Annotated in this window: 13 protein-coding genes; 8 read left to right on the forward strand and 5 right to left on the reverse strand. The window is 61.1% G+C overall.

The window, feature by feature from the left end; translation table 11 throughout:
* Positions 1-63: 63 nt before the first annotated feature.
* The 3 genes from dgcA to V6607_RS30435 all read right to left on the reverse strand — a co-directional run bounded on the left by dgcA (position 64) and on the right by V6607_RS30435 (position 3,724).
* Positions 64-2,124 carry a dimethylglycine demethylation protein DgcA gene (gene dgcA, locus V6607_RS30425; RefSeq protein ID WP_087694764.1) on the reverse strand — a complete coding sequence of 687 codons (2,061 nt, stop codon included), beginning with the start codon at positions 2,122-2,124 and terminating at the stop codon, positions 64-66.
* Between the two features lie 15 nt (positions 2,125-2,139).
* Complete coding sequence (locus V6607_RS30430) at positions 2,140-2,670, reverse strand: DUF5943 domain-containing protein (protein ID WP_134327442.1); 531 nt, start codon at positions 2,668-2,670, stop codon at positions 2,140-2,142.
* A 76-nt stretch (positions 2,671-2,746) separates the two neighbouring features.
* On the reverse strand, positions 2,747-3,724 hold the full coding sequence (locus tag V6607_RS30435; protein WP_003216932.1) for a dipeptidase: 978 nt from the start codon (positions 3,722-3,724) through the stop codon (positions 2,747-2,749).
* A 219-nt stretch (positions 3,725-3,943) separates the two neighbouring features.
* On the opposite strand from V6607_RS30435, the gene V6607_RS30440 reads away from it, so the two are divergent.
* Together V6607_RS30440 and V6607_RS30445 are read left to right on the forward strand one after the other, a co-directional pair.
* Positions 3,944-4,345: a lysozyme inhibitor LprI family protein gene (locus tag V6607_RS30440; RefSeq protein ID WP_076017818.1), complete on the forward strand. Its 402-nt coding sequence runs from the start codon at positions 3,944-3,946 to the stop codon at positions 4,343-4,345.
* Between the two features lie 42 nt (positions 4,346-4,387).
* The gene (locus tag V6607_RS30445; protein WP_102604375.1) at positions 4,388-4,804 is read left to right on the forward strand and encodes a DUF3010 family protein; all 417 of its coding nucleotides are present in this window, start codon (positions 4,388-4,390) and stop codon (positions 4,802-4,804) included.
* A gap of 138 nt (positions 4,805-4,942) precedes the next feature.
* Here the strand turns inward: V6607_RS30445 and V6607_RS30450 are convergent, their stop codons facing one another.
* Positions 4,943-5,887 (reverse strand): GlxA family transcriptional regulator, encoded by a 945-nt coding sequence (locus V6607_RS30450; RefSeq protein WP_003216927.1) that lies wholly within the window; start codon positions 5,885-5,887, stop codon positions 4,943-4,945.
* Positions 5,888-6,080: 193 nt separating this feature from the next.
* Here V6607_RS30450 and V6607_RS30455 point away from each other — a divergent pair, with 193 nt between their 5' ends.
* The 6 genes from V6607_RS30455 (at position 6,081) to V6607_RS30480 (ending at position 11,573) form a co-directional block, all read left to right on the forward strand.
* Positions 6,081-7,025 carry a choline ABC transporter substrate-binding protein gene (locus V6607_RS30455; protein WP_008430636.1) on the forward strand — a complete coding sequence of 315 codons (945 nt, stop codon included), beginning with the start codon at positions 6,081-6,083 and terminating at the stop codon, positions 7,023-7,025.
* A gap of 87 nt (positions 7,026-7,112) precedes the next feature.
* On the forward strand, positions 7,113-8,000 hold the full coding sequence (locus tag V6607_RS30460; protein WP_003216924.1) for a 3-keto-5-aminohexanoate cleavage protein: 888 nt from the start codon (positions 7,113-7,115) through the stop codon (positions 7,998-8,000).
* A 177-nt stretch (positions 8,001-8,177) separates the two neighbouring features.
* Complete coding sequence (locus V6607_RS30465; protein WP_017476440.1) at positions 8,178-9,143, forward strand: L-carnitine dehydrogenase; 966 nt, start codon at positions 8,178-8,180, stop codon at positions 9,141-9,143.
* Between the two features lie 140 nt (positions 9,144-9,283).
* Positions 9,284-9,760 (forward strand): thioesterase family protein, encoded by a 477-nt coding sequence (locus V6607_RS30470; protein WP_102370068.1) that lies wholly within the window; start codon positions 9,284-9,286, stop codon positions 9,758-9,760.
* Positions 9,761-9,769: 9 nt separating this feature from the next.
* Positions 9,770-10,930 (forward strand): gamma-butyrobetaine dioxygenase, encoded by a 1,161-nt coding sequence (locus tag V6607_RS30475; RefSeq protein WP_134327443.1) that lies wholly within the window; start codon positions 9,770-9,772, stop codon positions 10,928-10,930.
* 379 nt (positions 10,931-11,309) lie between these two features.
* The gene (locus tag V6607_RS30480; protein ID WP_003216918.1) at positions 11,310-11,573 is read left to right on the forward strand and encodes a hypothetical protein; all 264 of its coding nucleotides are present in this window, start codon (positions 11,310-11,312) and stop codon (positions 11,571-11,573) included.
* 107 nt (positions 11,574-11,680) lie between these two features.
* On the opposite strand, the gene V6607_RS30485 is transcribed toward V6607_RS30480, so the two are convergent.
* On the reverse strand, positions 11,681-12,784 hold the full coding sequence (locus V6607_RS30485) for a GlxA family transcriptional regulator (protein ID WP_003216915.1): 1,104 nt from the start codon (positions 12,782-12,784) through the stop codon (positions 11,681-11,683).
* Positions 12,785-13,173 lie beyond the last annotated feature (389 nt).

Below are 13,173 nucleotides of genomic sequence, written 5' to 3' on the forward strand. Positions count from 1 at the left end.
CCAGTGGCTGACACACCGCTTTCGCGAGCAAGCCCGCTCCCACATTTGACCGAGTACACCTCGTCAGAAATCCTTGCACAGGCGCAGGGCGTCATAGATGGCCGCGTGGGTATTACGCTGGGCCACGCAGTCACCAATGCGGAACAGCAAGTACCCCTCGCCCGGCTCGCTCAGGCACGGCTGCGGCTTGATCGCGAACAGGGCCTCGATGTCCATCTGGCCCTTGTTGCGCGAGCCTGCCTTGAGCCCGTAGTAGAGCTCTTCGTCCGGACGCACGCCGTTCTCGACCACCACCTGGTCCACCACCCGCTCTTCCCTGGCCCCGGTGTATTCGTTCTCCAGCACCGCCACTAGCTTGTCGCCTTCGCGGTAGACCTTTTCCAGCATCATGTCGCCGGTCATGATCACTTCCTTGGGGTACATGCTGCGGTAGTACGTCGGGAACGACGTACCGCCCACGGCCACGCCCGGCTTGATGTCGTCGGTGACGATCTCGACCTGGCTGCCCTTGTCCGCGAGGAAGTCGGCCACCGACATGCCGGTGAACTCGCAGATGGTGTCGTACACCAGCACGTTCTTGCCAGGTAGAACCTTGCCGTCGAGCACGTCCCAGCTGCTGACCACCAGGCCTTCAGCCGCGCCCCAGTGTTCGTTTTGCTCCAGGAACGGATGACCGCCCACCGCCAGCACCACCACGTCCGGGCGCAGGTCGAGGATGGTTGCCGCGTCCGCCGCCACGCCCAGGCGCAGGTCGACGTTCAGGCGCGCCAGTTCCAGCTGGAACCAGCGGGTGATCCCGGCAATCTGGTCACGCTGCGGGGCTTTCGATGCAGTGGTGATTTGCCCGCCGATAAATTCTTTCTTCTCGAACAGCGTCACGTCGTGGCCACGTTCGGCAGCCACCCGCGCCGCTTCCATCCCGGCCGGGCCGGCACCCACCACCACGACTTTGCGTTTTGGCCCGGTGGATTTCTCGATGATGTGCGGCACGCCCATGTATTCACGGGAAGTGGCGGCGTTCTGGATGCACAGCACGTCCAGGCCCTGGTACTGGCGGTCGATGCAGTAGTTGGCGCCGACGCACTGTTTGATCTGGTCGATCTGGCCCATCTTGATCTTGGCGATCAGGTGCGGGTCGGCGATGTGGGCGCGGGTCATGCCGACCATGTCCACGTAGCCGCCTTCCAGGATGCGCGTAGCCTGGTTCGGGTCCTTGATGTTCTGCGCGTGCAGCACCGGGGCCTTGACCACTTCCTTGATGCCGGCCGCCAGGTGCAGGAACGGCTCCGGTGGATAACTCATGTTCGGGATAACGTTGGCCAGGGTGTTGTGGGTGTCGCACCCCGAGCCGACCACGCCGATGAAGTCGAGCATGCCGGTGTCGTCGTAGTACTTGGCGATCTGTTTCATGTCCTCGTGGGACAGGCCGTCCGGGTGGAATTCGTCGCCGCACAAACGGATGCCGACGCAGAAATCCGGGCCGACTTCCTTGCGCACCGCCTTCAACACCTCAAGGCCGAAACGCATGCGGTTTTCGAAGCTGCCGCCCCATTCGTCAGTACGTTTGTTGACCCGAGGGCTCCAGAACTGGTCGATCATGTGCTGGTGCACCGCCGACAGTTCCACACCGTCCAGGCCACCGGCCTTGGCGCGCGCCGCAGCGGTGGCGTAGTTGCCGATCACCCGCCAGATTTCTTCAGGCTCGATGGTCTTGCAGGTGGCGCGGTGCACCGGCTCGCGGATGCCCGAGGGCGACAGCAGCGTGGGCCAATGCTCGCCGTCCCAGCGCGAGCGACGGCCCATGTGGGTAATCTGGATCATGATCTTGGCGCCATGCTTGTGCATGGCGTCGGCCAGGTTCTGGAAGTGCGGGATGATCCGGTCATCCGCCAGGTTCACCGACTTCCACCAGCCTTGCGGGCTGTCGATGGCGACACTGGAAGAACCGCCGCAGATCGCCAGGCCGATCCCGCCCTTGGCTTTCTCTTCGTAGTACTTCACATAGCGGTCGGTGGTCATGCCGCCGTCGGTGGCATACACCTCAGCGTGGGCGGTACTGAGCACGCGGTTGCGGATGGTCAGTTTGCCGATCTGGATCGGCGCAAACATTGCTTCGAAAGCCATGGCAGGGTCCTCGACTTACAACGGCTTGACGGTGAACAGGCCGTCGTCGTGGCCCTCTTCGGAGCCGCCGTATACCTGTTCCGCAACGGTGCGGATCTTGCTGCCGCGGGCTTCGAGAATCTGGTCCATCGCGCCGGCAAACCAGCCGGTGAACATGTAGTCGACCTTGCGCCCGACCTTGCCGTACACGTAGACAAACGCCGAGTGCTCGAGCTTGACGCTGGCGGTGCCTTTATCGAGGTCGATGTCCTGGATCTTGAACAGGCCCCAGCCGCGCTGCGACAGGCGCTTCATGTAGTGCTCGAACACTGCGACGCCTTCCAGGCCGTGGCATTCAGCTTCTTTTTCGCACCAGTGCCAGGCGGATTTGTAGCCGGCCTTGTAGAGGATCTCGGCGTAGGCCTCGCTGCCCAGAACGTCTTCGATCCCCATGTGGTTGTTGACGAAGAAATGGCGCGGCACGTACAGCATCGGCAGGGCGTCGGAGGTCCAGACACCGGTTTCGCTGTCGACTTCGATAGGCAATTGAGGGGCGATCTTGGCCATGGAAACTTAACTCCGGAAAATGCTTTGGTAAGCCCCCAACGCATAAGGTTGGGGGAAAAGAGGCGTGAGTGGTGGCTTATTCGCCCCAGACGTCCTTCAGGACGTTGACCCAGTTTTCGCCCATGATCTTGCGCACCACGCGCTCGGGATGGCCGCGCTTGAGCAGGGTCTCGGTGAGGTTCGGGAACTCGCCCACGGTGCGGATGCCCAGCGGGTTGATGATCTTGCCGAAGCTGGTCAGGCGGCGGGCGTAGCCCTTGTCGTGGGTCAGCATTTCGAAGAAATCCTGGCCATGGCCCTGGGTGAAGTCGGTGCCGATGCCGATGGCGTCTTCGCCCACGATGTTCATGGTGTACTCGATGGCTTCGGCGTAGTCGTCGATGGTCGAGTCGATGCCCTTGGCCAGGAACGGCGCGAACATGGTCACGCCGACAAACCCACCGTGGTCGGCGATGAACTTCAGCTCTTCATCGGACTTGTTGCGCGGGTGCTCTTTGAGGCCTGAAGGCAGGCAGTGGGAGTAGCACACCGGCTTTTTCGATTCGAGGATGACTTCTTCGGAAGTCTTGGAGCCCACGTGTGACAGGTCGCACATGATGCCGACGCGGTTCATCTCGGCGACGACCTCGCGACCGAAGCCCGACAGGCCGCCATCGCGCTCATAGCAGCCGGTGCCCACCAGGTTCTGGGTGTTGTAGCACATCTGCACCACGCCAACCCCGAGCTGCTTGAAGATCTCGACGTAGCCGAGCTGGTCTTCAAACGCGTGGGCGTTCTGGAAGCCGAAGATGATGCCGGTCTTGCCCTGTTCCTTGGCGCGACGGATATCGGCGGTGGTTTTCACCGGGATCACCAGGTCGCTGTTTTCGCGAATCAGGGTCTGGCTGGCCACGATGTTGTTAATGGTGGCCTGGAACCCTTCCCATACCGACACGGTGCAGTTGGCAGCGGTGAGGCCACCCTTGCGCATGTCTTCGAACAGGTCGCGGTTCCACTTGGCAATGATCAGCCCGTCGATAACGATGCTGTCGGCGTGCAATTCGGCTGGGCTCATCAGGCGTCCCCTTATTGGCGATTCATGCGCCGAATCGTCTGCCGGCGCTTTGGGGCCAGCATATGCCCCGGGGCAGAAGGAGCCGGGTGCAAAAACGACAAGGGAATTGCCGAAAGCGTCAATCCGCGACAAAGGCCAACATGACATCTCTGACGGGTGTCTGTTCTTTGTCTTACGCTTGAGCCAGAATTTGCTCATCAACTGATATGAGACGGCGCAATGAAATCGATTTTCCTGGCTTTGGCACTCATCGCAACCGGCGTACACGCTGCTGAAGACACCGACAGCACGCCCTGCGATGGCATCGAGAACGACAAGCAAACCCTGGAATGCGCCACCTACAACAAAACCACCGCCGAACAACTGCTCAAGGATAACTACCAGGGCTTGCTGGAACGCATGGGTTCGACCTATGGCAGCAACAAGACGCAGCTGGCGGACATTACCGCTCGTCTGAAGGATGCCCAGCAGAAGTGGGAAAAGTTACGTGATGCGGATTGCGCTGTAGATACCTTCCCGGCAGTGGCGGGAAGCAAGGAATATGCAATCCAGCAGAATGATTGTCTGGCGCGGATGAGTGATGAACGGTCGGAGTTTTTGGAGTCGATTGGGCAGGAATAAGCGACAATCCCCTCCACTCTCTACTCAGAATCAAGGCTATTCATGACAATCTGCGGCATCGAAATCAAAGGCAGCGAAGCCATTATTGCTGTCGCCTCGCTCGACGGTCAGGCATTGGGCCACGTCGCTCTGGCCACCAAGAAAATCGCCCTTGAAGACGATGATGAGGCGGCCAACGTCAAGGCCTTCGCCGCTCAGGTCAGCGCGTTTGTGCGGGAAAACGGCATCAGCCGCATCGCCATCAAGAAGCGCAGCAAGAAAGGCGAATTCGCCGGTGGCCCGACTACGTTCAAGATTGAAGGTGTGTTTCAGTTGCTGGAGGGCGTTGAAGTGACGCTGCTGTCGCCGCAGACCATCAATGCGCAGAACAAGAAACACGACTTTGCCCTGCCGGCGACGCTGAACAAGTATCAGCATGAGGCTTACAAGGCCGCGTGTTCAGCCCTGCTGAAGAAATAAGCCACACCACAAATCTCCTGTGGGAGCGGGCTTGCTCGCGAATGCGGTGTGTCAGTCAATACATGTACCGACTGATCCACCGCTTTCGCGAGCAAGCCCGCTCCCACATTTGATCTGCATTGTTCTCAAGAGCGGTGTTCATACCGCTTCCCGGCGCCGATCTTCCCTTGGGCACTTGGCAAACCTTGCCCGGTAGCTGCGGGTGAAATACGACGGCGATTCAAACCCGCAGGCGATGCTCACCTCCAGCACGCTCAGGTCGCTCTGGCGCAACAACTGCCGAGCCTTTTCCAGGCGCAAACCCAGGTAGAAGTTGCTCGGTGTGTCGTTCAGGTGCAGCCGAAACAAGCGCTCCAACTGCCGCCGCGTGACCTTGATCGCCTCCGCCAGCGCCAGTGTGCTCAACGGCGGTTCCGTGTGCTGTTCCATCTCCCCAATCACCTGCACCAACTTCTTGTTGTTGATGCCGTAGCGCGTGGCGATCTGCATGCGTTGGTGGTCTTTGCGCGGGCGGATGCGGCCGAGCACGAATTGCTCGGACACCTGGATCGCCAACTCGGGCCCGTGGGCCTGGCTGATCAGGTCGAGCATCAGGTCGATGGAGGCGGTGCCGCCCGCCGAGGTGATGCGCCGGCGGTCGATCTCGAACAGCTCCTGGGTTACCGTCAGCTGTGGATAAGATTCCTTGAAGGCGTCGATGGCTTCCCAGTGCAGGGTCAGGCGGTGGCCGTCGAGCAGGCCGGCTTCGGCGAGTACGCAGGCGCCGGTGTCGATGGCGCCCAGGGTCACGCCGTCGTGGTCAAGGCGACGCAGCCAGTGTTCCAGTGCGGGCGTGGCGAACTTCAGCGGTTCGAAGCCGGCCACCACCAGTAAGGTCGAGCCTTTCTTCAGCGGTTCCAGTGCGGCGTCGGCGTTGACCGACATGCCATTGCTCGCCAGCACCGCGCCGCCGTCGGCGCTCAAGACGTGCCAGCGGTACAGCTCGCCGCGAAAACGATTGGCGACACGTAAAGGTTCGATCGCGGAGATAAAGCCGATGGCGGAGAAGCCCGGCATCAGCAGAAAGTAGAAATCCTGGGACATGGAGCGCTCTCGTAGGACGGACAGCGTGGTCACTGTGATACGCCAGTTCAATCGGTCATTCAAGGGGGCAGGTCGCTGCAGTGCAAGAGCTGGTCGCCGCCGTGCGTTTTGTCGGGGACCAAGCTGCGTAACTTGGCTGCACGGTGCACAAAGACGCCGGAACCCACAATAACAACCTGCCGAGGGAACCACCATGAACCGACTGATCAGCCGCTGTGTGCTCGCACTCAGCGCCAGCGCCATTTTGAGCACCAACGTCATGGCAGCCGATGCGGCTTCTTGCCAGAACGTGCGCATGGGCGTGGTGAACTGGACCGACGTAATCGCCACCAGTGCCATGACTCAAGTGTTGCTCGACGGCCTCGGCTACAAGACCAAACAGACCAGCGCGTCCCAGCAAATCATCTTTGCCGGTATTCGCGACCAGCGCCTGGACATGTTCCTGGGCTACTGGAACCCGCTGATGACCCAGACCATCACCCCGTTTGTCGAGGCCAAGCAGGTCAAGGTGCTCGACAAGCCGTCCCTGGAAGACGCCCGCGCGACCCTGGCGGTGCCGACTTACCTGGCCGACAAGGGCCTGAAGACCTTCGCCGACATCGCCAGGTTTGAAAAAGAACTGGGCGGCAAGATCTACGGCATTGAACCAGGCTCGGGCGCCAACACCCAGATCAAGGCGATGATCGCCAAGAATCAGTTTGGCCTGGGCAAGTTCCAACTGGTGGAATCCAGCGAGGCCGGCATGCTCGCCGCCGTCGACCGCGCCGTGCGCCGCAAGGAGGCCGTGGTGTTCTTCGGCTGGGCGCCGCACCCGATGAACGTCAACGTGGCGATGACTTACCTCACCGGCAGTGATGACGCGCTGGGCCCGAACGAAGGCATGGCCACCGTGTGGTCCGTCACCTCGCCGACCTACGCCGAGCAATGCCCCAACGTGCACAAGTTGCTCAGCAACCTGACCTTCACCGCCGCCGACGAGAGCCGAATGATGCAGCCGCTGCTGGATCACAAGGACGCTTTCGAGTCGGCCAGGCAATGGCTCAAGGATCACCCGCAAGACCAGCAGCGCTGGCTGGAAGGCGTGACCACCTTCGACGGCAAACCCGCCGCAGCCAACCTGCAATTGACCAGCAAATAACCTGTCTTGAATCACCGTTTCGCAGCCGCTCCCGGCTGCGAACGGTATGACTACGCCTGAAAATCACGCCTGTAAGGAACCTGCCTCATGAACCACGACGTCATCATCACCTGCGCACTCACCGGTGCTGGCGACACGACCGCCAGAAGCCCTCACGTGCCGGTCACTCCCAAACAAATCGCTGCCGCGGCGGTGGAAGCAGCCAAGGCCGGTGCCACCGTGGTGCATTGCCACGTACGTGACCCCGAGACCGGCAAGTTCAGCCGCGACGTGGCGCTGTACCGCGAAGTGATGGAGCGCATCCGCGAGGCGGACGTCGACATCATCGTCAACCTCACCGCCGGCATGGGTGGCGACCTGGAAATCGGTGGCGGCGAGAACCCCATGGAGTTCGGGCCCAACACCGACCTGGTGGGCCCGCTGACCCGCCTGGCCCACGTGGAAGAGCTGCTGCCGGAAATCTGCACCCTGGACTGCGGCACCCTGAACTTTGGCGATGGCGACACCATTTACGTCTCCACCCCGGCCCAGCTGCGGGCTGGCGCCAAACGTATTCAAGAGCTGGGCGTTAAAGCCGAGCTGGAGATTTTCGACACCGGTCACCTGTGGTTCGCCAAGCAGATGATCAAGGAAGGCTTGCTCGACAACCCGTTGTTCCAGCTGTGCCTGGGCATCCCGTGGGGCGCGCCGGCCGACACCACCACCATGAAAGCCATGGTCGACAACCTGCCGGCTGACGCAGTGTGGGCCGGCTTCGGCATTGGTCGCATGCAGATGCCGATGGCGGCGCAAGCGGTGCTGCTGGGCGGCAACGTGCGGGTCGGCCTGGAAGACAACCTGTGGCTGGACAAGGGCGTGCTGGCGACCAACGGCCAGTTGGTGGAACGCGCCAGCGAGATCCTCAGCCGCCTGGGTGCGCGGGTCATGACCCCGGCCGAAGGCCGCGTGAAGATGGGCCTGACCAAGCGCGGCTAAAACACACTGCACGACGCCCTGCAGGAACCGAATCAAATGTGGGAGCGGGCTTGCTCGCGAAAGCGGTGGATCAGCCACCGAATGCATCAACTGACAGACCGCTTTCGCGAGCAAGCCCGCTCCCACATTTTGATCTTGGCTCTCACACAGAATCACCGAACTCTTTAGGAATTTGCCATGAGCTTTATCACTGAAATCAAAACCTTCGCCGCGCTGGGCAGCGGTGTTATCGGCAGCGGCTGGGTATCCCGCGCACTGGCTCACGGCCTGGATGTGGTGGCCTGGGACCCGGCGCCCGGCGCCGAAGCGGCCCTGCGCAAACGTGTCGCGAATGCCTGGGGCGCACTCGAGAAACAAGGCCTTGCACCCGGCGCCTCGCAAGATCGCCTGCGCTTTGTGGCCACCATTGAAGAGTGCGTGAAAGACGCCGACTTCATCCAGGAAAGCGCCCCGGAACGCCTGGAATTGAAGCTGGAGTTACACAGCAAAATCAGCGCGGCGGCCAAGCCGAACGCGTTGATTGGTTCGAGTACTTCGGGGTTGTTGCCGAGCGAGTTTTATGAAGGCTCCACGCACCCGGAACGTTGCGTGGTGGGGCATCCGTTCAACCCGGTTTACCTGTTGCCGCTGGTGGAAGTGGTAGGCGGCAAAAACACTGCGCCGGAAGCGATTCAGGCAGCAATCAAGGTGTACGAATCCCTCGGCATGCGCCCTTTGCATGTGCGTAAGGAAGTGCCCGGTTTTATCGCTGACCGGCTGCTGGAAGCCCTGTGGCGTGAGGCCTTGCACCTGGTGAACGATGGTGTGGCAACCACCGGCGAGATCGATGATGCGATTCGCTTTGGCGCCGGTTTGCGCTGGTCGTTCATGGGCACGTTCCTGACCTATACGCTGGCGGGCGGTGATGCCGGGATGCGGCATTTCATGGCGCAGTTCGGCCCGGCCTTGCAGCTGCCGTGGACCTATCTGCCGGCGCCGGAATTGACCGACAAATTGATTGACGACGTGGTGGACGGCACCAGCGATCAGTTGGGCAAACACAGCATTTCGGCGCTGGAGCGCTATCGTGATGATTGCCTGCTGGCGGTGCTGGAGGCGGTGAAGACCACCAAGGAAAAACACGGTATGACCTTCGCCGAATAAGCCCTGTAAAGATCGTTCCCACGCTCTGCGTGGGAATGCAGCCCAGGACGCTCTGCGTCCCAACGCGTGACGCAGAGCGTCACAGGAGGCGTTCCCACGCAGAGCGTGGGAACGATCACGTACCTACCGGGAACCGAACCATGCCCGCACTCACCACCTACACCACCAAAATCCTCCCCGAGTGGGTCGACTACAACGGCCACCTGCGCGATGCGTTCTACCTGCTGATCTTCAGCTACGCCACTGATGCGCTGATGGACACCCTGGGCCTGGACAGCGAAAACCGCGAAGCCAGCGGCCACTCGCTGTTCACCCTGGAGTTGCACCTCAACTACCTGCACGAAGTGAAACTGGGCGCCGCCGTCGAGGTGCACACCCAACTCATCGCCCACGACCGCAAGCGCCTGCACCTCTATCACAGCCTGCACCTGGTGGGCGACGAAAAGGAGCTGGCGGGCAACGAACAGATGCTGCTCCACGTCGACCTCGCCGGGCCGCATTCCGCGCCGTTCAGCGAAGCGGTGCTGGGCAGGCTTGCCAGCATCAGCGCCGAACAAACCGACCTGCCGAAGCCCGCCCTGCTCGGCCGCGTGATTGGACTGCCACCCCAAAAATAAGGAATCGCCATGCAAACCGCCGCCGCTGTTGCCGACTTCCGTACTTACCCACTGATCAGTGACCTGGCCGATGTGCAGATGCACGGCGATCACCTCAGTGTGCGATGGGCCGATGGTCGGGTCAGCCCGTTTCATCATCAGTGGCTGCGGGACAACTGCCCGTGCCCTGTTTGCGTCTACAGCGTGACCCGTGAACAGGTGCTGGAAATCGTCGATGTGGACGAACACCTCACGGCCCTCAGTGCACGTATCGACCAGGGTCTGCTGACAGTGGAATGGAGTGGCGGGCATCGCAGCCAATACGATCCCGGATGGTTGCGGGCGCACGCCTACGACGATGAGTCCCGCGCCGAACGCCGGGCGGCCAAGCCGAAATCCCGGCTGTGGGACCACAGGTTCGAGCTGCCCGTATTCGACTACGCAGCGCTGATGGAAGACCCGAAAGCCCTGCTGCAATGGCTGCTGGCTTTGCGTGACAGCGGCCTTACGCAAGTGCGTGGCGTGCCCACCGAACCTGGCTCGCTGGCGCTGATCGCCAAGCGCATTTCGTTCATCCGCGAGAGCAACTTCGGCGTGCTGTTCAACGTGCAGTCCAAGGCCGATGCCGACAGCAACGCCTACACGGCATTCAACCTGCCGCTGCACAGTGATTTGCCGACGCGGGAGCTGCAACCCGGGCTGCAGTTCTTGCATTGCCTGGTGAACGACGCCGACGGGGGCGAGAGTATTTTTGTCGACGGTTTTGCGATTGCCCGGGCGCTGCGGGACGAAGATCCGGAAGCCTTTCGCGCGTTGTGCGAGATTCCGGTGGAGTTTCGCAACAAGGACCGTCACAGCGACTATCGCCGGCTGGCGCCGATCATCGCTCTGGATGCCTTGGGTGAAGTCGTCGAGATTCGCATGGCCAACTTTCTGCGCGGGCCGTTTGAGGCGCCTGCAGAGCAGATGCCGTTGCTCTATCGCGCCTATCGCCGGTTTATTGCGATGACCCGGGAGGAGCGTTTTCGACTGGTCAAACGTCTGAATCCGGGCGAGCTGTGGTGCTTTGATAATCGCCGGACCCTGCATGCGCGCAATGCGTTTGATCCGGCGTCCGGCGCGCGGCATTTCCAGGGCTGCTATATCGACCGCGATGAGTTGTTGTCGCGGATATTGGTGTTGCAGCGGTAGACCGAGGCGCGCCCTTCGCGAGCAAGCCCGCTCCCACATTTGACCGAGTTCCTCCTGAAAAAACGCGGTCAACTGTGGGAGCGGGCTTGCTCGCGAAGGGGCCAGCAGCTTCACCTCAAATTTCAGCTCAAAAAAAGCCCCGATCCAGCCGTGACAGGATCGGGGCAGAGTGCTTTGTGTGAGCGGCGCATCCCGAGGGTGACCAAACCTTCAAGCTGCTTGCTTGGTGTCAGTGTGCACACTCCCCTGCCTTGCGAGTTAGCCGAAAACGACCTGTTCATAGGTGTGCCGGACATTCATGCATTCAGGCCTTGCCGACTCGGTGATGGCCTACCAGAATCGACTTCAATCCCCCGCTCCCCTAACAAGGATTAACGTCATGATGCACGCGGATTTGATTGACCAGGATGACCTGCTGGGCCAGCTGCGGTCGTTGGGTTTCGAGGTGTCCAGCGGCGCTACCGCCGAGCAGGCTTGCGAGTGTGCGGTGCGCGGCTTGAGCGCGGCGCGGGCCAAGGCGCTCAAGGGTATGGTTGAGCAGATGTACACCGGCAGCGCGACGATCTTGCCGGCGGTGAGGCAGGCGATCGACAAGCAGTTGTTGCCGGCGCTGGTGCAATTTCGGCAGAACTCTGGCGCCTGATATACCGCATTCGCGAGCAAGCCCGCTCCCACATTCGACCGCGTTCCTACTGAAAAAACGCGGTCAAGTGTGGGAGCGGGCTTGCTCGCGAATGCAGGCGACTCGGTCTAAAGCCTTACACTCGCGAAAGTCGACTCATTCCTGGCCTGGCTCAACGCCGACAACGGCCCGGACAACGGTGACAACACCAGCGCCTGCGGAATCGGCATCATCGCCACCTGCTGCGTGGTGTTGGAACCCACACGCTCATCCCGCGGCGGAATGCCGAAGTATTCGCGGTAGCACTTGGAGAAGTGCGGCGTGGAGACAAACCCGCACACCGACGCCACTTCGATGATCGACATCGGCGTTTGCTTGAGCAACTGCCGCGCACGGATCAGGCGCAACTTGAGGTAGTAGCGCGACGGCGAACAGTGCAGGTATTTCTGGAACAACCGCTCCAGTTGACGCCGGGAAACCGCTACGTACACCGCCAGTTCATCGAGGTCGATCGGCTCTTCCAGGTTGGCCTCCATCAGCGCGACGATTTCCTGCAACTTCGGCTGGTTGGTGCCAAGCATGTGCTTGAGCGGCACACGCTGGTGATCCTGTTCGTTGCGGATGCGCTCGTACACAAACATCTCGGAGATCGCCGCCGACAACTCACGGCCGTGGTCACGGCTGATCAGGTGCAGCATCATGTCCAGCGGCGCGGTGCCGCCGGAGCTGGTGAAGCGGTTGCGGTCGAGGGTGAACAGGCGGGTGCTCATGGCCACGCGGGGAAAGGCTTCCTGCATCGACGCCAGGCATTCCCAGTGCACGCTGCAATCAAAACCGTCCAGCAGGCCGGCGCAGGCCAGGGCCCAGCTGCCGGTGCACACCGCGCCAAGGCGACGGGATTGGCGCGCCTGGCTTTGCAGCCACGACACATGTTCACGGGTCACGGTGCGCTGGATACCCACGCCGCCACAGACGATCACGGTGTCCAGGGCCGGAGCTTTGTGCATGGAAGCATCGGGGGTGATTTGCAGACCGTCGCTGGCCCACACCTGGTTTCCGTCCACACTCAACGTCGTCCAGCGATACAGCTCGCGGCCGGAGAGTTGGTTGGCCATGCGCAGGGGTTCGACTGCGGAGGCCAGGGAAATCAGCGTGAAATTGTCCAGCAGCAAAAAGCCGATGGATTGAGGCGCACGGTTCTGGGGTTGAGCCCCGGAGTTGAACGACGTCATCGCGGTATCTCCTCACACAAAGCGGGTGATGGCCTCAGGCGAGGCTCTTGTTATTGCGCTCATCGCCTTAAGGAAACTCCTATGGCGAGAGGCTTTGTATTGATAGAGCAAATGCCATGCCTAAAGTTGAATGCGTATTCAATAACTCCTGAAAACGACCTCATGACGTGTCTATATAAGCCCGCGCATGGAGTGGGGGATATGACCCAGAAAAGACGTGAGAGAACGCAGGCTCAAGGTGTGTGAGCAGATCGGTAGCACTTGTGGGAAGGGAGAGAAACGACGTGGGAAAAGTCTGTCACCACAAGCACGGGTGACCGATGGTCATGAGGGGAAATCGTTCGGGAGCTACTTATCTAATTGCGACGCGCTAAAAGGTGGCGCTTTTG

Source organism: Pseudomonas sp. KK18 (assembly GCF_037094675.1).
In the GTDB taxonomy this organism is placed as follows: Bacteria; Pseudomonadota; Gammaproteobacteria; order Pseudomonadales; family Pseudomonadaceae; genus Aquipseudomonas.

What these genes read in the sequence shown, in the direction of transcription:
- dgcA (WP_087694764.1), bottom strand. Translation starts at nt 2,124, where the DNA reads ATGGCTTTCGAAGCAATGTTTGCGCCGATCCAGATCGGCAAACTGACC.
- V6607_RS30430 (WP_134327442.1), bottom strand. Translation starts at nt 2,670, where the DNA reads ATGGCCAAGATCGCCCCTCAATTGCCTATCGAAGTCGACAGCGAAACC.
- V6607_RS30435 (WP_003216932.1), bottom strand. Translation starts at nt 3,724, where the DNA reads ATGAGCCCAGCCGAATTGCACGCCGACAGCATCGTTATCGACGGGCTG.
- V6607_RS30440 (WP_076017818.1), top strand. Translation starts at nt 3,944, where the DNA reads ATGAAATCGATTTTCCTGGCTTTGGCACTCATCGCAACCGGCGTACAC.
- V6607_RS30445 (WP_102604375.1), top strand. Translation starts at nt 4,388, where the DNA reads ATGACAATCTGCGGCATCGAAATCAAAGGCAGCGAAGCCATTATTGCT.
- V6607_RS30450 (WP_003216927.1), bottom strand. Translation starts at nt 5,887, where the DNA reads ATGTCCCAGGATTTCTACTTTCTGCTGATGCCGGGCTTCTCCGCCATC.
- V6607_RS30455 (WP_008430636.1), top strand. Translation starts at nt 6,081, where the DNA reads ATGAACCGACTGATCAGCCGCTGTGTGCTCGCACTCAGCGCCAGCGCC.
- V6607_RS30460 (WP_003216924.1), top strand. Translation starts at nt 7,113, where the DNA reads ATGAACCACGACGTCATCATCACCTGCGCACTCACCGGTGCTGGCGAC.
- V6607_RS30465 (WP_017476440.1), top strand. Translation starts at nt 8,178, where the DNA reads ATGAGCTTTATCACTGAAATCAAAACCTTCGCCGCGCTGGGCAGCGGT.
- V6607_RS30470 (WP_102370068.1), top strand. Translation starts at nt 9,284, where the DNA reads ATGCCCGCACTCACCACCTACACCACCAAAATCCTCCCCGAGTGGGTC.
- V6607_RS30475 (WP_134327443.1), top strand. Translation starts at nt 9,770, where the DNA reads ATGCAAACCGCCGCCGCTGTTGCCGACTTCCGTACTTACCCACTGATC.
- V6607_RS30480 (WP_003216918.1), top strand. Translation starts at nt 11,310, where the DNA reads ATGATGCACGCGGATTTGATTGACCAGGATGACCTGCTGGGCCAGCTG.
- V6607_RS30485 (WP_003216915.1), bottom strand. Translation starts at nt 12,784, where the DNA reads ATGACGTCGTTCAACTCCGGGGCTCAACCCCAGAACCGTGCGCCTCAA.